We start from the raw sequence: 23289 nt of genomic DNA, 5'->3' as shown, positions 1-23289 counted from the left end.
GAGAGCGCGCTGGGACCGCCATCGTCAGGCGGCAGCGCTATCAGCGCAGCGCCTGCTTCACATAGACGTCGTAGCGGCTGGTCTTCTCCTCGACCACATGACTCGGCGCGAGCCCGCCGATCGGCTCGGCCTTGCGTGGCCGCTTGACCACCACGCGATGCGTCGCGACCTCCAGCGCCGCCTCGAGCAACGCCGGGGCATCCGCATCATCGCCGGCCAGGGCGCGGAAGACACGCATCTCCTTCTTGACCAGTGCCGACTTGTCACGATGCGGGTACATCGGGTCGAGATGCACCACCTGAGGCGGCTGGTCCCACTGCGCTACCAACTCCCCGAGCTCCCGCGTGGCATCACCGTGCAGCGCCTGCATGCGCAGCGCGATCTCGCGAATCTCATCATCTGCGCAGCCCTGTGCCCGGGTCAGACCATCGACCAGAATCGCCGCCGTGGCCGCCACGCGTTCGATCATCAATACCGGTGCCCCGAGACTCGCCAGCACGAAGGCATCGCGCCCGAGCCCTGCGGTGGCATCGACGATGCTTGGCAGTGCGCCTCGGTTCAGACCACAGGCGCGTGCGATCAGCTGGTTGCGCCCCCCGCCGAAACGACGGCGATGATCGGCACGACCGGCGACGAAGTCGACGCACAGCGGCTTGCCGTATTCGCGCTCGTCTCCGGCGATCACCAGGCGCGGTGCGCCCTGCTCGTCCAGCGCCACCTCGAGCTTGAGCGCCGGCATCTCGTCATCTTCCCGCAGTGCGATACCGAAATGTGCCGCCAGCATGGCGAGTTCCGGGCGCGCCTGCAGCCGTGAACGGGCAATGGCGATCACGGGAGCGGCATCGGCCGCTGCATCATGGGCAACGAGAGAGTCTTCGGGTGGCAGCATGGATCGGCTCTATGAGAAACGGTGAAGAGGAACGGTGAACGCAGGAAAAGAGAAACTCGCATGGCATGCGATCAGGCTGACAAACGCCGACGGCGCCGCAAGAGCGACGCCGTCAGGGGACAAGCTTACGTCATCGCGCGCATGGCTTACAGCAGCAACAGCATGCCGAACAGCATCATGCCCAGCAGCAGGCGGTAGATGACGAAGGGCAGCATGCCGATGCTGTCGATAGCCTTGAGGAACAGCTTGATGCACACCAGCGCGGAGACGAAGGACAGCACCACGCCGAGGGCGACATCGAACAGCTGCGCCTCACTGCCGGTCTCGATCAGCTCCAGGCCCTTGAGCAGGCCGGCCGCGACGATCAGCGGAATCGACAGCAGGAAGGAGAAGCGCGCGGCGCTCTGACGCTCGAAGCCCAGCAGCAGCGCGGCGGTGATGGTGATGCCCGAACGCGAGGTGCCGGGAATCAGGGCCAGCGCCTGGAACAGGCCGATGATCAGCGCGCCCTTGAGCGTCAGCGTCGCCAGGTCACGCGTGCGGGCGCCCTTGACGTCCGCCCACCACAGCAGCAGACCGAAGACGATGGTGGTGGTACCGATCACCGCGATCGAGCGCCCGGCCGTTTCCACCACATCGCCCAGCAGGCCGCCGAAGATCACGGCCGGCAGCGTCGCCAGCAACACCGCCCAGCCCAGACGGCTGTCTTCGGTCTGGCGCGCCGCCAGCGTGCCGCTGCCGCTGAACTGACCAAACCAGCCAGCGAGAATGTTGGCGACATCCTTGCGGAAGGCCATCACCACGGCCAGCAAGGTACCGACGTGTACCGCGACATCAAACGCCAGCCCCTGGTCCGGCCAGCCGAACACCTGGGAGGGCAGAATCAGGTGGGCGGAGGAGGAAATCGGCAGAAATTCCGTCAGACCTTGAATGACGGCCAACGCCACCACATGCATGAGTTCCATGAAACATCCTTTTAAGAGAGACGGGCCTCAGTGGCCCACACGGACGACAGACATCGTCTGTGGCACTGCACGTGCCGTAGTGACAGAACAACGCTTTGCGTCAAGCCGCGCCGCGAGTGTCGGGCGCGACATGATGATGCGCGAACCTTATGTCAGCCTTGGCTGAACCCACGATGACGCAACGAGATGGCAATCCCTGGCGCCATCAGCGCCATGCCACCTCATTGCGCAGATAGACCGGCTGGGCCTCGACCGCCGACACCGCTTCACCGCGGGCATATGCCTGGGCGGCCAGCATCACCATGGCTTCGGCATCCGGTTGCGGCTCGGGCAGTTGCAGTGCCAGGCTGGCACGCACGCTCTCGGGCAGCTCGTCGTGCATCACCAGCCCCGAACCGACCGCCAGCCAGTCGTGTTCGCGCAGCGCCGCAGGCAGCTCCAGCAGGCCCGGAGCGCAGACCTGCTCGGGTAGCACCTGCTCGACCTCGATCTCGCCGTCAGCGCGCGTCACGACACGATAGGCGCCGGTGTAGAGCTCGCCCATGCGTGCATCCAGCATCGGCAGCACGAAACGCGCGTGATGCAGGCGGTGGGCCTGCAGTGACAGGGCCGCCAGCGTCGAGACGCCGATCACCGGCACATCGAGACCGAAGGCGAGGCCCTGGATGGTGCCAGCGGCGATGCGCAACCCGGTGAACGAGCCCGGTCCGTGGCCATAGGCCAGGGCGTCGAGGTCATTGAGGGTCAGATCGGCAGCGGCCAGCAGCGCCTCGATCATCGGCATCATGCGCTGGGTGTGCTGACGGGGAGCCTCACAGCGCTCGGCAGTAACAACGCCGTCTTGCCACAGGGCAACGGAACAGGCGGAAGAGGATGCATCGATGGCCAGAAGCGTGGTCATGGGCGGTTCGTCGTCAGAAAAATGTGACGCGATTCTACCCGTCCCCCGCGGGCAGCAAAAGACGCAGGCTGTCCACGGCTGGTGTCGGTCGCGGGCGTCACTCCTGCTGCAACCCCCACGCCCACGCCGTCAAGCGGCCTGCCGCAACGCCTGATTCCTGATTCGCGCCAGTATGCGAAGAACAAAAAAACGCCCGCAGACAATGTCTACGGGCGTTCTTCGTCAGGCGGCCGGCTTCACCAGCGCGATCAGATCTGTTGCAGCTGAGCCACCTGAGGCGTGCCAGGCAATCAGTGCTCCAGCGCGCTGACCAGCTGAGCACGAATGTCGTCGACGGAGCCGACGCCTTCGATGCGGTGGTAGGCCGGTGCCTGGGCATCGCCAGTGGCAGACCAGCTGGAGTAGTACTCGACCAGCGGTTCCGTCTGCTCGTGATAGACGGACAGACGGTTGCGCACGGTGGCTTCGCGGTCGTCTTCACGCTGGATCAGGGCTTCGCCAGTGACGTCGTCCTTGCCTTCTTCGCGCGGCGGGTTGTACTCGATGTGGTAGACACGACCGGAGTCCGGGTGCACACGACGACCGGACAGGCGCTTGACGATCTCTTCGTCAGCGACGGCGATCTCGACCACGTGGTCCAGCTTCACGCCCGCTTCCTTCATGGCGTCAGCCTGCGGAATGGTGCGCGGGAAGCCGTCGAACAGGAAGCCGTTCTCGCAATCGGGCTGGCTGATGCGCTCCTTGACCAGGGCGATGATGATCTCGTCGGACACCAGTCCGCCGGTGTTCATGATCTCCTTGACCTTGAGTCCCAGCTCGCTGCCGGCCTTGACCGCGGCGCGCAGCATATCTCCGGTAGAGATCTGCGGGATGTTGAAACGCTCGCAGATGAACTGGGCCTGGGTGCCCTTGCCGGCGCCGGGGGCGCCCAACAGGATCAAACGCATCGGTACTGCTCCTTGAGTGTGCAAATGAAAAGCATCAAACGGTGTAAAGGGTCATCTGGCGCTGGTGCACCTTGCCCTCGGCGGCAGATAGCCATCCAAGGCGCTCTGGTCGTCGACACGATCGAGGTGAAGCGGCGAAACTCGCGGCGTCGAGACGCTCGACTACCTCATGAGGGCCGAACGCATCGAGCGTATCGATGACCAGGATGAATATGGGTAGCGGACCAATATATGCTGCGCGAAATGACGGCGCGCACGGATGATCTCATTATGTCATCGCCATGCAATGTAGAGCTGACGATACCGTTCACACGACGCCGGCACAAGCACACCAAAGGCGCGTATGCCGCCCTTTGGCACTGTTTTGGCGCGCAGGAGGGCCTGTCGCCCTCCTCGCCGGTTGCCGACCTGCCATACACGGCTGTCATGACACCAAAACGCCCCCTGCGGCACGCGGTCGCAGAGGGCGTCTTTCCACTCACGCCGGGCCACCTTGCTCAGTCGCCGTGGCGTGATCAGGCTGGGTCATGTCAGCCGTTGCTGTGCCAATGTCTCACTCGGTGACGTCTTCCGCCTGGCTGCTGCGACGCAGACGCACTGCCTTGGCGCGCTTGCTGCGCAGACGGATGTTGAGCATTTCCACCGCCAGCGAGAAGGCCATCGCCACGTAGATGTAGCCCTTGGGCACGTGGACACCGAAGCCTTCGACCATCAGCATCATGCCGACCATGATCAGGAAGGACAGCGCCAGCATCTTGATGGTCGGGTGACGATCGACGAAATCGCCGATGGGCTTGGCGGCCACCATCATGATGCCCACCGAGATGACGATGGCGATGACCATCACCATCAGGTGGTCGACCATGCCCACCGCCGTGATCACCGAATCCAGCGAGAAGACGATATCGATCAAGGCGATCTGGACCATGATTGCCATGAAGCTGGCGCTGCCCTTCTTCGCGCCCTCTTCGGCGGGATCTTCGCCTTCCAGGTTGGCGTGGATCTCGTGGGTACTCTTGCCGAGCAGGAACAGGCCCCCGAAGACCAGAATCAGATCGCGTCCCGAGAAGCTGAAGTCGGCCACGCTGAACAGTGGCGCGGTCAGCGACATCAGCCACGACAGCGACATCAACAGCACGATGCGCATGCCCATCGCCAGGCCCAGGCCGATCATGCGCCCGCGCTGACGCTGGGACTCGGGCAGCCGCGCGACCAGAATCGACAGGAAGATGATGTTGTCGATGCCCAGCACGATCTCAAGCGCGGTCAGGGTCGCCAGGGCCACCCATGCCGAAGGGTCCATCAACCATTCCATTGTCTTGCTCCTTGTGTGTTGCGAGAACCGGCCTTCCCGGGTCGTGCCAGCACGATGCGACAGATCACGGTAGGTTGGCGTGAAGCATCGCATGTTGTGCAGGGCAGCAACAGCGGTCGCCGCCCTGCCACGCCAACGGACATGCACAAAAAAAACGGCCTCCCGAAGGAGGCCGTTCTGTCAGCCAGACCTGTCAGCGACGGATGCCGAAACCTTCCAGGAAGGTCACGGCACCCGCGCTTCATGCCACAGGCATCATCAGAGCAGCATGCGACGCACGTCGGTCAGCACCTGAGCCAGATACGCCGTGAAGCGTGCTGCATCCGCCCCGTTCACCGCACGGTGATCGTAGGACAGTGACAGCGGCATCATCAGACGCGGCTGGAAGGCAGCGCCGTCCCACACCGGCTTCATCTGCGCCTTGGAGACGCCCAGGATGGCGACTTCCGGCGTGTTGACGATCGGCGTGAAGGCAGTACCGCCAATGGAGCCAAGGCTCGAGATGGTGAAGCAACCACCGGTCATCTCTTCGCGCTTGAGCTTCTTGGTCTGCGCCTTCTTGGCCAGTTCCACGGACTCCTTGGCCAGGTCCAGCAGGCTCTTCTGATCCGCATTGCGGATCACCGGCACCATCAGGCCGTCCGGCGTATCCACCGCGATACCGATGTGCACGTACTTCTTGTGCACCAGGGTCTCGCCGTCAGCCTTGAGGCTGACGTTGAACTGCGGATACTTGGCCAGCGCGTGAGCCGCCGCCTTGATCATGAACGGCAGCGGCGTGAGCTTGGCACCTGCCGCTTCCGCCTCGGCCTTCATGGACTTGCGGAAGGCCTCGAGCTCGGTGATATCGGCTTCATCGAACTGGGTCACGTGCGGGACGTTGAGCCAGCTGCGATGCAGATTGGTGGCACCGGCCTTCATCAGGCGGCCCATCTTCTTCTCTTCGATCTCACCGAACTGGCTGAAGTCCTGATCCGGCACCTGCGGGATACCGGCACCGCCGGTGGCCTGCGCGGCAGGGGCTGCCGGTGCGGACTTGGCCTTCTGCATCATCTGCTTGACGTAGGCCTGGACATCTTCCTTCACCACACGGCCCTTCGGACCGCTGCCGGAGACGTCCGCCAGGTCGACACCGAACTCACGTGCCAGCAGGCGAACCGCAGGCCCTGCGTGGACCTTGGCACCCTTGCTCGGCTTGTGAGCGGCCATCTGGGCTTCCGGACTCGGCGCACCGGCCGGTGTCGGAGCCGGCTTCTGCTCGCTCTTCTCCGCCTTGGGAGCAGCCGGCGCTTCGGACTTGGCAGCCTTCGGCGCAGGCGCGGCACCCGCGACCTCGATGTAACCGATCAGGTCACCCTCGGAGACGGTGTCACCTTCCTTGACGGAAAGCTCCACCACCTTGCCCTTGTAGGGGCTCGGGATGTCCATGGTCGCCTTGTCGGACTCGAGCGTGATCAGCGCGTCTTCCTCGTTGACCTCGTCGCCGACGGCCACGGCCATCTCGATGATCGGCACGCTGTCGCTGCCGGACAGATCCGGGACACGCAATTCCTTGCGCTCCGGCTCACCGGAGGCCGGCTCTTCTTCAGCAGCCGGTGCCTCGGAAGACGTGTCTTCAGAGGTGGACTCGGAGGAGGAAGCCTGCTCGGCCGGCGCGGAATAAGACGCGCTGTCGCCGCCTTCACCGGCGATTTCCATCTGACCGATGACATCACCGGAAGCGACGCTGTCGCCTTCCTTGACGGTCAGCTTGACGATCTTGCCCTTGTGCGGGCTCGGGACGTCCATGCTGGCCTTGTCGGATTCCAGCGTGATCAGCGCATCTTCGGCGTCGACTTCGTCGCCTTCGGAGACGGCCATCTCGATGATCGGCACGGCTTCGGAGTCGCCCAGGTCCGGCACGACGATGTCGACGGTCTGGGTGCCACCGGAAGCGGCCTTCGGCGCAGAAGCGGACTCTTTCGGCGCTTGCTGCTCAGAGGCTTCCTGCTTGGGAGCCTCTTCCTTCGGCGCTTCCTGCTCGCCAGAAGCGTCAGAGGAGGTGTCACCACCGCCTTCGGCTTCCAGCTCCAGGATATCGTCGCCTTCGGAGACGGTGTCGCCTTCCTTGACGAGAATCTTCACCACCTTGCCGCCCTTCGGTGCCGGCACATCCATGCTGGCCTTGTCGGACTCAAGAGTGATCATGGTGTCTTCGGCGGAGATGACATCTCCCACCGCCACCGCTATCTCGATGATCTCGACATCGGAACTACCGCCAATGTCGGGAACCTTGATGATTTCGCTGCTCAAGATCGTGCTCCTTCCAAAACGTGCACGGGGAGCGACACCCGAATCACCTGCGCATCATCATGATGTCGAGGAGGGAGTGCCGCTCGCCTGTTCCGCGATCTCCGCTCAGACGTTCAGCGGATTCGGCTTGTTGGGGTCGATGCCGTAGGTCTTGATCGCTTCCGCGACCACCTTGCGGTCGATCTCACCACGATCCGCCAGCGCCTTCAGGGCCTGGACGGTGACGAAGTTGCGGTCGACTTCGAAGAAGTGACGCAGCTTCTCGCGGGTATCGGAACGACCGAAACCGTCGGTACCGAGCACGTGATAGTCAGCCGGCACCCAGGCACGAACCTGGTCAGCAAACAGCTTCATGTAGTCAGTGGCAGCCACGACCGGGCCGTCACGTCCTTCCAGACACTGAGTGATGTGCGGCTTGGCCGGGGTCTCTTCCGGCTTGAGGAAGGCCTGACGATCCAGTTCCAGCGCTTCGCGACGCAGCTCGTTGAAGCTGGTGACGCTCCAGATGTCGGCGTCGACACCGTAGTCCTGCTTGAGCATCTCGGCGGCTGCCTCGACTTCACGCAGGATGGTGCCGGAACCCAGCAGCTGAACGCGTGCCTTGCCGTCCTTGCCGCCTTCCTTGAGCAGGTACATCCCCTTGATGATGTCCTCTGCGGGCACCGTCTCGAGTGCTGGCTGCTCGTAGTTCTCGTTCATCACCGCCAGGTAGTAGAAGACCGGCTCGTGCTGCTCGAACATGCGCTTCATGCCGTCCTGCACGATGACCGCCACTTCGTGAGCGTAGGTCGGGTCGTAGGTGCGGCAGTTCGGGATGGTCGAGGCCAGGATATGGCTGTGGCCATCCTGGTGCTGCAGACCTTCGCCGTTCAGGGTGGTACGACCGGCAGTACCGCCGACCAGGAAGCCACGTGCCTGCAGATCGCCTGCGGCCCACGCCAGGTCACCGATGCGCTGGAAGCCGAACATCGAGTAGTAGACGTAGAACGGCATCAGCGGCAGGTTGTGGTTGGCGTAGGACGTTGCCGCCGCCACCCACGCAGACATGGCGCCTGCTTCGGAGATACCTTCCTCGAGGACCTGACCTTTCTGGTCCTCGCGGTAATACATGATCTGACCCTTGTCGACCGGCTCGTACTTCTGGCCTGCCGCGGTGTAGATGCCCAGCTGACGGAACATGCCTTCCATGCCGAAGGTACGCGCTTCGTCAGGAATGATCGGCACGACACGCTCGCCGAGGGTCTTGTGCTTGACCAGACCGTTGAGCACGCGCACGAAGGCCATGGTGGTGGACACTTCGCGGCCGTTGGAGCCCTTGAGCTGGGACGCGAAGATCTTGTCGTCCAGCGGCGGGATTTCCAGCGTTTCATACTCGGTGCGACGCTGCGGCAGGTAGCCGTTCAGACGTTCGCGCATGAGGTGCATGTACTTCATTTCCGGGCTGTCGTCCGCCGGCTTGTAGTACGGCACTTCCTCGAGCTGCTCGTCGGTCAGCGGGATACCGAAGCGATCGCGGAATGTCTTCAGCGCTTCGTGTTCCATGGTCTTGACCTGGTGGGCTTCGTTGGCTGCTTCGCCATCGCCCATGCCCATGCCGTAACCCTTGACGGTGTGTGCCAGGATGACGGTCGGACGACCATTGGCGTTGTTGACCGCCTCGTGATACGCCGCGTAGACCTTGTACGGGTCGTGGCCACCACGGTTCAGACGCCAGATATCGTCGTCTGACATGTCCTTGACCAGATCGGCCGTCTCCGGGTACTTGCCGAAGAAGTGTTCACGCGTGTACGCGCCGCCATTGGCCTTGTAGTTCTGGTAGTCGCCGTCGACCGCTTCGTCCATGCGCTTCTGCAGGATGCCTTTCTTGTCCTGTTCGAAGAGCGGATCCCAGAAGCGACCCCAGGTGACCTTGAGCACGTTCCAGTCGGCACCACGGAAGACGCCTTCCAGCTCGTCCATGATACGGCCGTTGCCGCGCACCGGGCCGTCAAGACGCTGCAGGTTGCAGTTGATGACGAAGATCAGGTTGTCGAGGTTCTCGCGGCCAGCCAGCGAGATGGCACCCAGGGATTCCGGCTCGTCACACTCGCCGTCACCCATGAAGCACCACACCTTGCGGTCGTACATGGACTTCAACTCACGCGAGTTGAGGTACTTCATGACGTGCGCCTGGTAGATCGCCTGGATCGGGCCCAGACCCATGGAGACGGTCGGGAACTGCCAGTAATCCGGCATCAGCCACGGGTGCGGATAGGAAGACAGGCCGTTGCCGTCGACTTCCTGACGGAAGCTGTCCATCTGCTCCTGGCTGAGACGACCTTCCAGGAATGAACGGGCGTAGATGCCCGGCGCCACGTGACCCTGGATGTAAAGCAGATCGCCTTCGAAATCTCCTTCCGGTGCACGGAAGAAGTGGTTGAAGCCTACGTCGTAAAGCGTCGCACTGGACATGAAGCTCGAGATGTGACCGCCCAGGCCCTTGTGGGCACGGTTGTTGCGGATCACCTGAGCGATGGCGTTGTAACGGATAAGCGAACGGATACGACGCTCCATGAACAGGTCGCCCGGCATGCGCGCTTCGCGGTGCACGGGGATACTGTTGCGATGGGGCGTGGTCACCGAGAAGGGCACCTGATGGCCATCACGACGCAGGCGGTCGGCCAGGCGTGACATCAGGTACTGGGCACGATCCTCACCCTCACGATCCAGAACCGATTCCAGGGAGTCCAACCATTCCGTGGTTTCGATCGGATCGAGATCTTCTCTTGCCTCCAGACTCATAGACGTCTCTCCGAGTGAAGAAATTTTTTGTCAAACGTTTCGACGAACAGCGATATCGAAACCAGTGGCGCTCTTCAGTGTGGGCACGACCTTCTGAGTGGGTCGCATCTCCGATAGACCTGTCGTGACCGGGTCTTGCCGGCCGTCAATCTCGACGCGCATCCTGCGCCAAAGCAGGGCACAAGATGCAGTCATTTGGCGTGAAAGATACCGCAAACACCCCCGCGTGCCAATTCAGGGCAGCAAGACTCACCGGGCAGGTGCAAGGCTTGGCTGCCCCGCGGCAGCACTGGCCTCATGCGCCTTGCGGTCGGGACTCATACGCCAGACTGAGCCGCCCTCGATAGCCGTGATGTAGTAAAACTACCAACGCGCCCCGCCACTGGGCGTTTCCTGCCTGGAGACGCCACATAATGCTGCAATGCACCATCGCGAGGCACCTGCGACCTTAGTCCTGAATGTCGTCCAGCAGGCGATCGAAGTAAGCCCAATCGAAGGCCGGGCCAGGATCCGTCTTGCGCAACGGCGCAATCCGCGCATGCGAGGTGATGCGCTCGCGCGTCAGCGCGGGATAGCTCGCCATCAGGCCGGCCACGGTGCGTGCCAGGGTGCGATATTGGACATCGCGATAGGGATGCACCTCATCGCCCTCGAGCTCGATGCCGATGGTGAAGTCATTGAGCTCGACGCGTTCACGCTGACCGTCATGCCAGCGCGAGCGACCGGCGTGCCAGGCTCGACGATCAAAGGGCACGAACTGCACCAGGCGACCGTCGCGCTGGATCAGCACGTGCGCCGAGACGCGCAGCTGATGGATATCGGCAAAGTAAGGGTGGGCGCCGGGATCGAGTTGGTTGGTGAACAGCTGCTCGATGGCCGGGCCACCGAAGCGTCCGGGCGGCAGGCTGATGGAATGCAGCACCAGCGCCGAGACTTCTCCCTCGGGACGAGCATTGTGATTGGGAGACGGCACCTGACGGGCGCTCTCCAGCCAGTGCTCGGGGGTGACCGCCAGACGCGTCAGGTGGCCCGACCGCGGGGAAGAGGACAAGGGGGGCATCGAAGACTCCAGACGGGAAGGTCGTCGCACGCGGGGACTGACCGCTCGCGTGGCTTTTCCTATAATGGCGCACATTATGGCATGCTCGGCAGCCACGGGTCTGTGTCACTGCCCCGGCACACGCACAGCCCCCGGCTCCGGCAGCACTCTTCGTACAAGGATCAGACGCGCATGAACTTCCACGACGCCCTCGCCGAGGATATCCGTACCAGCGCCGCCCGCCTGCTCGCCGAGGATGTCGGCGGTGGCGATATCACCGCCGAATTGATTCCGGAGCGCCAGTGGGCCAAGGCGCGCGTGATCAGTCGCGAACCGGCCATCCTGTGCGGTGTGCCCTGGGTCGATGAGCTGTTTCGGCGCCTCGATCCGCGCGTCAGCCTCAAGTGGCTGGCCAGCGACGGTGATCGCCTCGAGGCCGATGCGCCCTTCCTGGAGCTGGAAGGCCCGGCACGTTCGCTGCTGACCGGCGAGCGTGCGGCGCTCAACCTGCTGCAGACGCTCTCCGGCACCGCGACCCGCGCCAGCCACTATGCCTCGCTGGTCGAGGGCAGTGGCGTGCGCCTGCTCGATACCCGCAAGACCCTGCCGGGCATGCGTGTCGCCCAGAAGTACGCCGTCAGCTGCGGCGGTGGCCACAATCATCGCATCGGCCTCTATGACGCCTTCCTGATCAAGGAAAACCATATCGCCGCCTGTGGCAGCATCGCGGCGGCGGTACGTGAGGCGCGCGACATCGCCTCCGACGTCACCTGTGAAGTGGAAGTCGAGAATTTCGAGGAGCTGGCCCAGGCGCTGGATGCCGGTGCCGACGTCATCATGCTCGACAACTTCGACAACGATCAGCTCATCGAGGCCGTGGCGCGCAACAAGGCGCATGCCAAGCCGGGCGTGCTGGAAGCCTCCGGCAACGTCAGCGAGGCGACCCTGCCGGGTATCGCCGCCACCGGCGTGGATTGCATCTCGATCGGCGCACTGACCAAGGACGTGACCTCCATCGACCTGTCGATGCGCATCTACACTGTCGAGACCCGCTAGCCAACGTCAGGTGAATGCCTTCCTGCTGGCCAACTCCTGTCCTGCAGAGGTCGCCGCTGACGCCGGCCCATCTGTCACGACACATTGCCATGCCGCCAGGGAGGCGCCCCATGTCCCCGCCATCTCCTCATCAGCCGCCGCCTGAAGCCCCAAGGTCATCAGGCGGCGGTTGGCAGACTCGCCGCTGGAGCCTCTACGCGCCGATCTATGACCGTGTGGCCGCTCGCATCCTGCGCTCCGCGCGGCGCGACGCCATCGCGACCCTCGATATCCAGGCGGGCACCCGCGTGCTGCTGCTCGGCGGTGGCACCGGGCTCGACCTGCCCTTCCTGCCCCGCGACATCGAGCTCGAGGTGATCGACGCCTCCCCCGCCATGCTGCGCCGCTGTCGCGAGCGCGCCGAGACGCTGGGCTTCGATGCCAACGTCAAGCTGGGCGACGCCATGGCGCTCGACTTCCCCGATGGCTATTTCGATGTCGTCATCGCCCACCTGATCATCGCCGTGGTGCCCCAGCCCCAGCGCGCCTTCGATGAAGCGCTGCGCGTGCTGGCCAGTGATGGCGAGCTGTCACTGCTCGACAAGGGCCTGCGCGGCAATCGCCCTGCCGGGCGGCTGCGTCGTCTGCTCAATCCTCTGGCCCGGCTGGTGGCGACCAACCTCAATGTGCCGCTGGACAACCTGCTGGAGGGCCATGCGGTGCAGCGACTCGAGGACCGCGACCTCGGCCCCGGCGGGGCGTTGCGCCACATGCATCTGCGCAAGATCTGATCTGCACCGCCGCTCCCCCCTTGCATTGCGCGTTCGGCATCGCCACGCAATGAGCACACCCGGATGACGAAAGCGGCACGGCTCGAGGCACCCGCCTGGGCTCTCGTCGCCGTCGCTCCCTGCAAGGAGGTTTGCATGCAGATTGATCTACGCGGCCGCAGCGCCATCATCAGTGGTTCCACTGCCGGTATCGGCTTCGCCATCGCCACAGGGCTTGCCCGCGCAGGCGCCAGCGTCACCTTGACCGGCCGCACCCAGGCGCGTGTCGATGAGGCCGTCGCCAGCCTCAGAGACAAGGCGCCCGGCAGCGAGGTACAGGGCGTGGCCGCGGACCTGGGCACACGCGAAGGCTGCGACACGCTGATTCACGCCGTGCCGGACACCGACATTCTGATCAACAATGTCGGCATCTTCGCCCCGCAGGATTTCTTCGACACCGACGACGACACCTGGGAGCAGTTCTTCCAGGTCAACGTGATGTCGGCGGTACGCCTGTCCCGCCACTATGCGCGCGGCATGAAGGAGCGCGGCTGGGGCCGCATCCAGTTCCTGTCCAGCGAATCGGCGCTCAACATCCCCAGCGAGATGGTCCACTACGGCATGACCAAATCGGCGGTGCAGTCCGTCTCGCGCGGGCTCGCCAAGGTGCTGTCCGGCACCCGGGTGACCGTCAACGCCATCCTGCCGGGGCCGACCCGTTCCGAGGGCGTGCTCGAGATGCTCAAGCAGAACGCCGAGGAGCAAGGCAGGTCACTTGAAGAGGTCGAGGCCGACTTCGTCAAACAGGCCCGCCCGACCTCCATCCTGCAGCGCCTGGCAAGCCCCGAGGAAGTCGCCAACATGAGCGTCTACGCTGCCTCCGAGCAGGCCAGCGCCACCACCGGCGCCGCATTGCGTGTGGAAGGCGGCATCGTCGACACCATGGCCTGATCGTCTGATCACGCGGCATGACTGACACCATGCCAGAGGCGACACCATGCCAGACACAAGAAGCCCCCACCGGGCGACCGGTGGGGGCTTCTTCATGTTCAGCATCACAGTGCTGTGCGCTTCACTCCTCCAGGCGCTTCACTCGTCGAGACGTTTCTCGAAGCGCTCGCGCTTGAGGCAGATACCATCACGCTTGACGTGCTCAAGCCCCAGACTGTGCCAACCACGGCGGGCCAGGCCCGGCGACAGCGTCAGACTGGCCTCCAGACTCATCACGCGCACCTTGCGCTCGCGCAGGTCGCGCTCGGCTGCCGCCAGCAACTGGCTGCCGATGCCCTGCCCCATCAGACTCGGATAGACGTAAAGCATCTCGATGCGCGCCAGCGGCCATTCGGGGGCGTACTCGCAGAAGCCGATGCAGCGGCCATCACGCTCCGCCACCAGCACCTCGAAGCGATGCTGACGCGCGGCCCAGCGTTCGGCGTCGCGCGGGACACGCGAGGCCCACTGCTGTCGCTGCGCCAGATCATAATGACCGGCAGCGCCCTGCATGACGGCCTGGTAGAACACCTCAGCCTGATCCGCAGCATGCTTCGGCTGCGCCGCCACGATATGAACACGCTCCCTGGCCACTTCACGGCTATCGGTCTGGCTGTGCAATCGTTCGTCCTCCTTGTGTCCTCGAACGAGGACGATGTATTCATGAAACCCTGACAGGCTCACGGCTGTCACCTGTCACTGAAGCGCCCTGCTCAGCCGCTGAAGGACACCTCATCGAAGCGGCTGGCCCGGGGGTGATCTCCCGTGACCATGTCCGGTTCTCGCACCAGCTGCCAGGTATGGAAGCCGGCGGCGGCAGCGGCGTCCAGCTCGGCGACGACATCCGACAGGAACAGGATCTCCGCGCCCGGAATGCCCAGCTGACCGGCGATGCGGCGATAGCTCTCGGCTTCCTGTTTGGGGCCCGTAGTGGTGTCGAAGTAGCCGGCAAACAGCGGAGTCAGATCGCCGACATCGGAATGCCCGAACAGCAGCTTCTGGGCCTGGATGGAGCCTGAAGAGTAGACATACAAGGACAGGCCGCGTTCCTTCCAGTCACGCAATCCCTTCACGGCATCGGGATAGACATGGCCGGTGAAGTCACCGTCCGCGTAGCCCTGTGCCCAGACCATGCCCTGCAGCGCCTTGAGCGGCGTGGCCTTGCGGTCAGCGTCGATCCAGCCTTCCAGAATGGCGATCACGGCCTCGAGATCAGCCTTCGGCGCCTCGGCCAGCTCGCGGGTGGCGGCCAGCTGTTCGGCGACGTCCTCACGCTCGGCGTTGGCACGCACGAAATCGCCCAGATTGGCGCGCGCATAGGGGAACAGCACCTGATGCACGAAGCGAATCGAGCCGGTCGTGCCCTCGATGTCGGTGACGATGGCGCGAATCATGCGGACTCCTGGGAATGCGGGGCTGCGGTCTGGGTAAAGTGCTCGGCCAGCGCTTCATGACGCGGGAAGCGGGCGGCGATGTCATTGTCGGTGAAGTTGGCGATCCAGCCTTCCGGATTGGTGAACAGTCGGATGGCGGTGAAGTCCGGCGTCGGCCCCATGTCGAACCAGTGCGGCGTGCCGGCTGGTACGGCGATCAGGTCATCCTTCTCGCAACCGACCGCCAGCACGCGCTCGCCCAGATGCAGATAGAAGATGCCGCTGCCGCGCACGAAGAAGCGCACTTCATGCTCCGCGTGGCGGTGCTCATCGAGGAACTTGCCGCGCAGAGCGTCGCGGTCAGGATGATCCGGCGTCAGGCCGATCACGTCGGCAGTGACGAAGCCGTTCTCGGACTTGAGACGCGCGACATCGTCGGCGTAGGCCGCCAGCACCTGGGTCTGGTCGGTGGGGTCACTCATCTCGCAGCCCGCCGTCCAGCGCTCGAAGCGAATGCCTTCGGCCTCGAGTTCGCTGGCGATCTGCGCGCCATCATTGGTGATCAACTGCGGACGCGAGGCGTCCTGCTCGGCGTAGATGGCCAGAAAGCTCATCGCTGTCTCCTCAGTTCCAGTTCACAACCCATCAGGAAATCGAGCGCTTCGACATGGCGGCGACAGGCCGTCATGCTGCTGGCCCAGGTGTAGAGACCATGGCCGCGAATCAGGTAGCCGTGCAGACCGGCATCGGCGGCCAGGCGGGCGCGCACGTCCAGCGCCAGCGCCTCGATATCCTGAGTATTGTCGAAGACGGCCAGACGTACCGCCGTCTCATGACTCTTGACGCCTTCCAGCGCCTTGTTGAGCTCGAAACCCTCCAGGCTCAGGGTGTCGCCCTCATGGCACAGCGACAGCACGGTGGCGGCCCTGGAGTGGGTATGCAGAATCGCCTGCGCGTGGGGCAGGTCTTCGTAGAGCTGACCATGCAGGCGCGCCTCGTCAGAGGCCTTGCGGGAAGTGCCCTGCAGCCTGACGGCAAAATCGCTGACCAGAATGTCGCCACTGGTCAGGCGGCCCTTGTGGCAACCCGAGGCGGTGACCGCCATCAGGCGATCACTGAGACGACAGGAGAAGTTGCCTCCGGTGGCCGGCACCTGCCCGGCAGCATCCAGCGCCTGACCGGCCTCGATCAACTGTTGGCTCGCCAGTGCAAGGCGGTCGAGGTCCAGTGTCGACGGCAGGCCGTCGGCAGCGGCAATGGCGATAGGGTCTGACATGATCAAAGTTGCCCTCAAGAGTCGCGCGGGGCATTCACGCCCCGTCGCCAGCATCACGATTCAGCGCCACGCGGCGCTGCTCTCGCGGCAGACTACACAAGCCGACCCAGTGAGACCAGTCATGCCGCGCGACGACGGGCATGGCATCATGGCGGCCTGGAATGTCACACGACATTCTGCGCCATCATCACTTCAGCCTCTGCCACGGTCTTGCCATGTCCTCTTCCGATCAGCCCGCCAGCCCCCACCCGACCGCCGACACGGCCGAGCGCCCGATGAGCGACGCCGCACTGGCCAGGCGCCTGCCGCTGCTGCCCCCTCATCTGCGTGAGCAGACCGCGGCGCTGGGGCAACAGGCCATGCAGCCGGTGGGCATCATCGAAAGCTGCTACCCGGACAAGTTCGGCATTCCCCGCCAGCCGGGGCTGGCGCGCCACGCCACCGCCATACTGCATCTGCTGCCACCCTTCGATGATCCGGACTGTGTGCGCGACATCGAGGGCTTCAGCCATCTATGGATCCACTTCCTGTTCCACGCCAGCCCCACACGCTGGACGCCCTTGATCCGCCCGCCGCGCCTGGGGGGCAACGCGCGCACCGGCGTCTTCGCCTCGCGCAGCACCCACCGTCCCAACCGACTGGGGCAGTCGGTGGTCGAACTGGCAGGCGTCGAGACGGCGGCCAATACCACGCCGGATGGCGGGCAGTCGGGCAAGCGCAACGGCGTGCGCCTGCTGCTGCGCGGCCACGACCTGCTCGATGGCACGCCGGTGATGGACATCAAGCCGTATCTGCCGTGGGTCGATGCGGTGCCCGAGGCGCGTGCCGGCTACGCGCCTGCGCCACCGCCACGTCACGCCGTCGCCTTCAGCGCACCGGCCGAGCAGACATTGGCGACCCGGGCCGACAGCGCCACGCTGCGCGCCCTGATCGAGGAAGTGCTCGCCCAGGACCCGCGCCCCGCCTATCACGCCGCCAGGCCCGCCGATGGCAAGCGCCAGTATGGCGTGCGGCTGGTGGACGTGGATGTGCGCTTCACGGCCCGCACGCAACCCGATGGCTCCTTGACGATGGAGGTCGCGGCCATCGTGACCGTCTGATCAACCCCCTGCGCGAGTCAGAGCAGCGCCTTGCCCAGTGGGGGTCCACGCCTTGCATGAAGCTGATCGAAGGATTGCGCGCGCCAGATCAAGACAATGCCAGATTGGATTGGCAAACCGTCACGAGACCTGACCATACTGGGCGTGCGTTCCTTCATCTCCACTCGTTTCACCGGGAGTCCGCCGCATGAGTATCCGTCTGCTTGCCTTTGCCGCCAGTACCCGCAAGGCCTCCGTCAATCGACGCCTGATCGAGCGCCTGGCGCACCACGCCCGGCAGGAAGGTGCCGAGATCAGTCTGCTCGATCTCAACGACTTCCCGATGCCGCTCTACGATGGCGACAGCGAAGAGGCCAATGGCCGTCCCGCCAGCGCCGACCGCCTGCAGGAGATGCTGGCCAGCCATCAGGGGCTTCTGCTGGCGACGCCGGAATACAACGGCTTCTTCAGTCCGCTGCTCAAGAACACCTTCGACTGGCTGTCACGCCCGGCGGCGGATGGCCAGAGCGGCATGGACGCCCTGCGCGGCATGCCGGTCGGCATCGTTTCGGCCTCCCCCGGCGCCATGGGCGGCATGCGGGCGTTGCCCTTCGTGCGCCTGTACCTGAACAATCTCGGCATGCTGGTCGCGCCACAGCAGATCGCGGTCTCGCGTGCCGCCAGCGCCTTCCACGAGGATGGCAGCCTGGATGACGAAGGCCAGGACCACGCCCTCGCGGCTGTCGCCCGCCAGGTGATCGACCTGGCCAGTCTGCGCGCCTCCTGAAGCGCCACGCCTCTTTCCTCACAGCTACGTTCCCGGCCAGACACTTGGCGCCTGCCAAACAGGAACGACCCCCTGCCATTGGCAGGGGGTCGTTCCTTGATGCGCTGTCTGTGACGTCAGAGCGTCAGTGCATCACCTCAGACTTAGACCCAGATTCAGGCTCAGGCCGAGAAATCGATACCGATACGGCGACCGACTTCCTCGTAGGCTTCGATCACGCCGCCCAGACCCTGACGGAAGCGGTCCTTGTCGAGCTTCTCGCGCGTCTCGGCATCCCACAGACGGCAGCCGTCCGGCGAGAATTCGTCACCCAGCACGACCTCACCCTTGAAGACACCGAATTCGAGCTTGTAGTCGACCAGCAGGATGCCGCCGTCGAGGAACAGCTGCTTGAGGATGTCGTTGACCTGGAAGGTCAGTTCCTTGGCGCGTGCCAGGTGCTTGGGCTCTGCCCAGCCGAAGGTCTCGACCAGCGACTCGTTGATCATCGGGTCGCCCTTCTCGTCGTTCTTGAGGAACAGCTCGAAGGTCGGCGGATTGAGCTCGATGCCTTCCTCGACACCCAGACGACGCACCAGTGAGCCGGCGGAGATGTTACGCACCACGCACTCCACTGCCATCATGTCGAGACGCTTGACCAGACACTCGTTGTCACTGACCAGACGCTCGAAGTGGGTCGGGATACCGGCCGCCTTGAGTTTCTCCATGATGAAGGCATTGAACTTGTTGTTGACCATGCCCTTGCGATCCAGCTGCTCGATACGCTTGCCGTCGAAGGCGCTGGTATCGTCGCGGAATTCCAGCAGCAGAAGATCCGGGTCGTCAGTGACGAAGACGGATTTGGCCTTGCCAGCGTAGAGCTCTTCACGCTTTTCCATGAGATTCCCCCTGATGACGCTAGACGCGTCGAGTGTTGAGGCGGTCGACGATGAATCGATCACGCTTGAATCTGTCACGCCCAGTCGAGAAGGACTGTGGCGTTGGTGTATGGCGTGATTCGAGAGCTGTCCATCTGGTCAGCTCATCCAGAATCACAAACGCCCGATCGCGAAGCGACCGGGCGTCATGAATATCAGGCGATGGCCTGCCAGCCAAAGCCGCTGTCCTGCGCGGCGATGATCAGGCGACTATCGTCATCCGCAAGCCAGGGGGCCAGTGCCTCCCGGGCCAATGACGGATGGTTGTTGCTCTCCGACAGGTGCGAGGCCACCAGCCGCTGCAGGCGCGCCAGCCCCAGATAGGGCAAGGCGGCGCACGCCTGGGCATTGGCCAGGTGACCGAGCCGCCCCCCGACCCGCCGCTTGAGGCTGGGCGGATACGGCCCGCTGGCCAGCATCTGCGGATCGTGGTTGAACTCCATCACCAGCGCATCGCAATCGGCAAAGCACTGCAGCACATGCTCACTGACATGGCCGAGATCGGTCAGCACGCCGAGGCGACGCGTGGCCGTCTCACCGCGCCGGTTGAACACGAACTGCACCGGCTCACGCGCATCGTGGGGCACCGTGACCGGCAGAATCTCGAGATCCTTGATCGCGAACTCCTGCTGCGGCGTGATCAGATGACGACTCGGCAGCGCGCCGAGCTTCTTGGCACGCCCGGCAAGCCAGGTGCCGGTGGTCAGATGCACCGGCACACCATGGCGACGCGCCAGCGGCCCCACGCCGCTCAGGTGATCACCATGTTCATGCGTGACCAGCACGGCGTCCAGCTGCGAGGGATGCACCCCGAGGCGCGCCAGGCGGGCCTCGGTCTCCTTGAGGGTGAAGCCGCAATCGACCAGCACCAGTGCCTCGCGGGTGCGGATCAGCGTGCCGTTGCCCTTGCTGCCGCTGCCCAGAGACGCCATCGCCATCACGCCCTGGGCGCCGTCACTCGGCCCACGGGCGGCCGTCAGGCCAGCCGCCAGCGCCCCACTGCCTGCCACCGGGAGGGGGATCTGAAACGACGCAGCCGCCTCACCCGACGAGTCGTCAGATGAGGCGGCGCAAGGCGTGTCGAGCCACATGCTCAGCGCAGTGTCGACGCCACGGCGTCGAGCAGCTCACGCGCCAGTGCCGGCGTGGTCTCTTCACCATCGGCACGGGTCGCCGTGACCAGGGTGTGGTCATTCTCGGCGCGCAGCTTGAGTACCATCGGCACCGGGTCACCATCGCCGCCGATACCCAACCAGCCGCCATCACGCTCTTCACGCGGGATGTAATCGACCATGAACTCGCCACGCGAGCGGTCCTGATCGGTCAGCGTCTGGTAGTCGGTGTTGAAGTTCTTCTGCAACTGATAGAGCAGCTCGGCCCAGCTGCGCTCGGTGTCCAGCGCCAGATCAACCTGCCAGGTGCCATCGCGGCCTTCCAGGCGCACGCGGTCATCACGACTGAGCGACTGGGCCGCCAGCGAGACGCCGCTATCGGCGGAAGACGCGGCCAGATAGCCGCTCAACGCGTTCAGGCAGCTGCCGGCGACATCGCCGCCCTGCTGACAACGCACTTCGGAGGCATCGGCACGCAGCCCCTGGCTGACGCTGATGATGCCCTGGGCCGTGGTGATCTCGCCCTTGCCGGCATCGATGCTCTGCACATCCAGGCCCTGGTCGCGCACGAAGGACTGCAGACGCGTCCACACCGCTGCCGGCGCGGCGTTCACGGCCAACCAGCGGGCATCGCCGCTCTGACGCATGGCGACGAACTCACGCCCGCCCTGCTCGCTGGTCGCCAGCGGCTGGGGACGCGGTGCCTCGAAGTCGTCGCTGGCCAGGAAGTCACTGCTGGCCTGCGGCACCGGCATGGAATCCTGGTAATCACCACGATTGATCGTGTCCGGCAGCTCCAGCGGCGGCGCGATGCTGGCATCGGCATACTCGCTGTTGCGATCGTAGTAGTAGCCATCACTGGAACAGCCTGCGACCGCGAGCGCCGTCAGCAGGGCCAGTGGCACGAAACGCTGACTCATCAGTTGAGCACCTCTGCCAGTTGCAGTGCTTCCTCGACCGTGGAGTGATACTGCTCGGACAGCCAGGTCAGCGGCAGACGCACGCCGGACTCCGGCGACAGGCCCATGCGGTGCATGGCGAACTTGACCGGGATCGGGTTGGACTCGACGCCCATCGCGGAGTGCAGCGGCATCAGGCGCGTGTTGATCTGGTGAGCGCGCTCGGCATCGCCGGCCACGGCGGCTTCACACATCTCGTGCATCAGGCGCGGCGCGACGTTGGCCGTCACGGAGATATCGCCGTGACCGCCCATCAGGATGAAGTCACAGGCCGTGGGGTCATCGCCGGAATAGAGCGCGAAGTCAGTGCCCTTGAGGCGGTCGATCAGTTCCTGACCGCGCTCCAGGTTGCCGGTGGCATCCTTGAGGCCGACGATGTTGTCGAGCTCGGCGAGACGGAAGACCGTCTCGTTGTAGATATCGGAGCAGGTACGACCCGGCACGTTGTAGAGAATGACCGGGATACCGGCCTGCTCGGCGACGGCCTTGAAGTGCTGGTAGAGCCCTTCCTGGGTCGGCTTGTTGTAGTACGGTGCCACGGAGAGGCAGTAATCCGCACCGACTTCCTTGGCGTAGCGAGCCAGCTCGACCGCTTCGGAGGTGGCGTTGGCGCCCGTGCCGGCGATGACCGGAATCTTGCCGGCGACCGTCTCGACCACACAGCGGATGACATCGAAGTGCTCCGCGAAGGACATGGTGGTCGGTTCGCCGGTGGTGCCGGCGGCGACGATGGCATCGGTGCCATTTTCGAGGTGGAAGGCGACCAGCTGGCGCAGGGCGTCCCAGTCGATCTCGCCGGTGGCCTTCATCGGGGTCGCCAGTGCGACAATGCTACCTGTGATCATCCCTCGAATTCTCCTCTGGTGCCTGATGCGCCAGGCGTGTCCCTGCGCTGTTGAAACAACGGATCTCGGGGACAGACATCTGACATAAATTGGTTGACGCAGGACTCTGATTGCGTGGGCACGCCGACACGCGAGTCGCGTCAAGGGTGATGATGTTACAAAGACCATCGAAGCCTGTACAGACGCCATCTGCACCCGTTGTGCAAAGCGGTGGATTCCCTCGCCTGTCCATGGGGCAGATGCACGGCGGATGGGCGCGATGGCGTCGGTCGCCAAGACGGTGAAACACAAGAGTTCTGCCCTGTCTTTGACAAGTCAGGACGCCCTGCGTGTAATGCAGGACACGCCGCAGAAGCGGGCAAGCGCGATGCCCATCACTGCCAGTTTTTTTCATCATTCAGCACTGTCAGCCGCCACATGGCCGCCAGTCATCGCCAGGAGAGCACGATGAGCGTCAGCCTCGGTCAGCCAATTCCCGACTTTACCGCCCAGGCCACCAGTGACACCGAAGTCACTCCGGCCAGCCTCAAGGGCAAGCAAGCCGTCATCTATTTCTACCCGAAGGACCACACGCCGGGCTGCACCACCGAAGGCGGTGACTTCCGCGACAACCTCGAGGAATTCGAAGCGGCCAACACCGTGATTCTCGGCGTTTCCCGCGACAGCCTGCGCACCCACGAGAACTTTCGCGCCAAGCAGGGCTACCCGTTCGAGCTGATCAGCGACCCGGACGAGACCCTGTGCAAGATCTTTGACGTCATTCACATGAAGAAATTCATGGGCAAGGAAAGTCTCGGCGTGGTGCGCTCCACCTTCCTGATCGACGCCGACGGCAATCTGGCGCGCGAATGGCGTGGCGTGAAGGTCAAGGGCCATGTCGAGGAAGTGCTGGCAGCCGCCCGCGAGCTCAACGCTGACCGCTAGTCTCGAATGGCAGCAGCTCGAGTGGCAGCGGTCCGTGTGACAGCAGCTCGTGGAGAAACAGCTGAGCGGAGTGCGCCTGTGCGCCAGCCGCCT

At 64.2% G+C, this 23289-nt stretch carries 22 protein-coding genes; 6 read left to right on the top strand and 16 right to left on the bottom strand.

The annotated features are described in order from the left end of the window. Positions 1-40 precede the first annotated feature (40 nt). The 8 genes from QD356_RS16005 to ampD form a co-directional block, all read right to left on the bottom strand. Positions 41-739 carry a class I SAM-dependent methyltransferase gene (locus QD356_RS16005; protein WP_225996674.1) on the bottom strand — a complete coding sequence of 233 codons (699 nt, stop codon included), beginning with the start codon at positions 737-739 and terminating at the stop codon, positions 41-43. A 296-nt stretch (positions 740-1035) separates the two neighbouring features. Continuing rightward, complete coding sequence (locus QD356_RS16000) at positions 1036-1854, bottom strand: undecaprenyl-diphosphate phosphatase (protein WP_043333784.1); 819 nt, start codon at positions 1852-1854, stop codon at positions 1036-1038. Between the two features lie 205 nt (positions 1855-2059). After that, positions 2060-2755, bottom strand: coding sequence for a tRNA (adenosine(37)-N6)-threonylcarbamoyltransferase complex dimerization subunit type 1 TsaB (gene tsaB / locus QD356_RS15995; RefSeq protein ID WP_054556848.1), 696 nt, complete (start codon positions 2753-2755; stop codon positions 2060-2062). A gap of 290 nt (positions 2756-3045) precedes the next feature. Next, positions 3046-3702, bottom strand: a complete 657-nt coding sequence (adk, locus tag QD356_RS15990; RefSeq protein WP_131432716.1) for an adenylate kinase — start codon at positions 3700-3702, stop codon at positions 3046-3048. Positions 3703-4255: 553 nt separating this feature from the next. After that, complete coding sequence (locus QD356_RS15985) at positions 4256-5017, bottom strand: TerC family protein (RefSeq protein WP_043333781.1); 762 nt, start codon at positions 5015-5017, stop codon at positions 4256-4258. Positions 5018-5275: 258 nt separating this feature from the next. Next, the gene (aceF, locus tag QD356_RS15980) at positions 5276-7309 is read right to left on the bottom strand and encodes a pyruvate dehydrogenase complex dihydrolipoyllysine-residue acetyltransferase (protein WP_192839390.1); all 2034 of its coding nucleotides are present in this window, start codon (positions 7307-7309) and stop codon (positions 5276-5278) included. Between the two features lie 105 nt (positions 7310-7414). Continuing rightward, entirely contained in the window at positions 7415-10090 is a 2676-nt protein-coding gene (gene aceE, locus QD356_RS15975) for a pyruvate dehydrogenase (acetyl-transferring), homodimeric type (protein WP_043333779.1), read from the bottom strand. 448 nt (positions 10091-10538) lie between these two features. Next, complete coding sequence (ampD, locus tag QD356_RS15970; protein WP_052384569.1) at positions 10539-11150, bottom strand: 1,6-anhydro-N-acetylmuramyl-L-alanine amidase AmpD; 612 nt, start codon at positions 11148-11150, stop codon at positions 10539-10541. 171 nt (positions 11151-11321) lie between these two features. Here ampD and nadC point away from each other — a divergent pair, with 171 nt between their 5' ends. From nadC to QD356_RS15955, 3 genes are all read left to right on the top strand, one after another. Then, complete coding sequence (nadC, locus tag QD356_RS15965) at positions 11322-12185, top strand: carboxylating nicotinate-nucleotide diphosphorylase (protein ID WP_192839389.1); 864 nt, start codon at positions 11322-11324, stop codon at positions 12183-12185. 110 nt (positions 12186-12295) lie between these two features. Continuing rightward, positions 12296-12955 (top strand): class I SAM-dependent methyltransferase, encoded by a 660-nt coding sequence (locus tag QD356_RS15960; protein WP_192839388.1) that lies wholly within the window; start codon positions 12296-12298, stop codon positions 12953-12955. Positions 12956-13090: 135 nt separating this feature from the next. Then, positions 13091-13885, top strand: coding sequence for an SDR family oxidoreductase (locus tag QD356_RS15955; RefSeq protein ID WP_192839387.1), 795 nt, complete (start codon positions 13091-13093; stop codon positions 13883-13885). 138 nt (positions 13886-14023) lie between these two features. On the opposite strand, the gene QD356_RS15950 is transcribed toward QD356_RS15955, so the two are convergent. The 4 genes from QD356_RS15950 to QD356_RS15935 form a co-directional block, all read right to left on the bottom strand. Further along, entirely contained in the window at positions 14024-14545 is a 522-nt protein-coding gene (locus tag QD356_RS15950; RefSeq protein ID WP_225996666.1) for a GNAT family N-acetyltransferase, read from the bottom strand. A gap of 92 nt (positions 14546-14637) precedes the next feature. Beyond that, positions 14638-15318 (bottom strand): acireductone synthase, encoded by a 681-nt coding sequence (mtnC, locus tag QD356_RS15945; protein ID WP_107335985.1) that lies wholly within the window; start codon positions 15316-15318, stop codon positions 14638-14640. Then, the gene (locus QD356_RS15940; protein WP_052384566.1) at positions 15315-15911 is read right to left on the bottom strand and encodes a cupin; all 597 of its coding nucleotides are present in this window, start codon (positions 15909-15911) and stop codon (positions 15315-15317) included. The genes mtnC and QD356_RS15940 overlap by 4 nt, the downstream gene beginning before the upstream one ends. Beyond that, positions 15908-16573, bottom strand: a complete 666-nt coding sequence (locus tag QD356_RS15935) for a methylthioribulose 1-phosphate dehydratase (protein ID WP_175089099.1) — start codon at positions 16571-16573, stop codon at positions 15908-15910. Before QD356_RS15935 ends, QD356_RS15940 begins: the two co-directional genes overlap by 4 nt. Positions 16574-16932: 359 nt before the next feature. Between QD356_RS15935 and tsaA the strand changes: the two genes are divergently transcribed. Together tsaA and QD356_RS15925 are read left to right on the top strand one after the other, a co-directional pair. Further along, positions 16933-17673 carry a tRNA (N6-threonylcarbamoyladenosine(37)-N6)-methyltransferase TrmO gene (gene tsaA, locus QD356_RS15930; protein WP_192839421.1) on the top strand — a complete coding sequence of 247 codons (741 nt, stop codon included), beginning with the start codon at positions 16933-16935 and terminating at the stop codon, positions 17671-17673. A 187-nt stretch (positions 17674-17860) separates the two neighbouring features. Beyond that, positions 17861-18439, top strand: a complete 579-nt coding sequence (locus QD356_RS15925) for an NAD(P)H-dependent oxidoreductase (RefSeq protein ID WP_192839386.1) — start codon at positions 17861-17863, stop codon at positions 18437-18439. Positions 18440-18600: 161 nt separating this feature from the next. On the opposite strand, the gene purC is transcribed toward QD356_RS15925, so the two are convergent. The 4 genes from purC to dapA form a co-directional block, all read right to left on the bottom strand. Then, positions 18601-19317: a phosphoribosylaminoimidazolesuccinocarboxamide synthase gene (purC, locus tag QD356_RS15920; protein WP_043333774.1), complete on the bottom strand. Its 717-nt coding sequence runs from the start codon at positions 19315-19317 to the stop codon at positions 18601-18603. Positions 19318-19511: 194 nt separating this feature from the next. After that, positions 19512-20294 (bottom strand): MBL fold metallo-hydrolase, encoded by a 783-nt coding sequence (locus tag QD356_RS15915; RefSeq protein WP_043333823.1) that lies wholly within the window; start codon positions 20292-20294, stop codon positions 19512-19514. Positions 20295-20449: 155 nt separating this feature from the next. Next, positions 20450-21388: a hypothetical protein gene (locus tag QD356_RS15910; protein WP_054556839.1), complete on the bottom strand. Its 939-nt coding sequence runs from the start codon at positions 21386-21388 to the stop codon at positions 20450-20452. Next, positions 21388-22272: a 4-hydroxy-tetrahydrodipicolinate synthase gene (gene dapA / locus QD356_RS15905; RefSeq protein ID WP_043336386.1), complete on the bottom strand. Its 885-nt coding sequence runs from the start codon at positions 22270-22272 to the stop codon at positions 21388-21390. Before dapA ends, QD356_RS15910 begins: the two co-directional genes overlap by 1 nt. Positions 22273-22719: 447 nt before the next feature. On the opposite strand from dapA, the gene QD356_RS15900 reads away from it, so the two are divergent. Then, on the top strand, positions 22720-23196 hold the full coding sequence (locus QD356_RS15900) for a peroxiredoxin (RefSeq protein WP_192839385.1): 477 nt from the start codon (positions 22720-22722) through the stop codon (positions 23194-23196). Positions 23197-23289 lie beyond the last annotated feature (93 nt).

This window comes from Cobetia sp. 2AS (assembly GCF_029846355.1).
GTDB classification, from domain to species: Bacteria; Pseudomonadota; Gammaproteobacteria; order Pseudomonadales; family Halomonadaceae; genus Cobetia; species Cobetia amphilecti.
The sequence above is the reverse complement of the archived record's forward strand: the minus strand, read 5'-3'. Positions and strand labels throughout refer to the sequence as shown.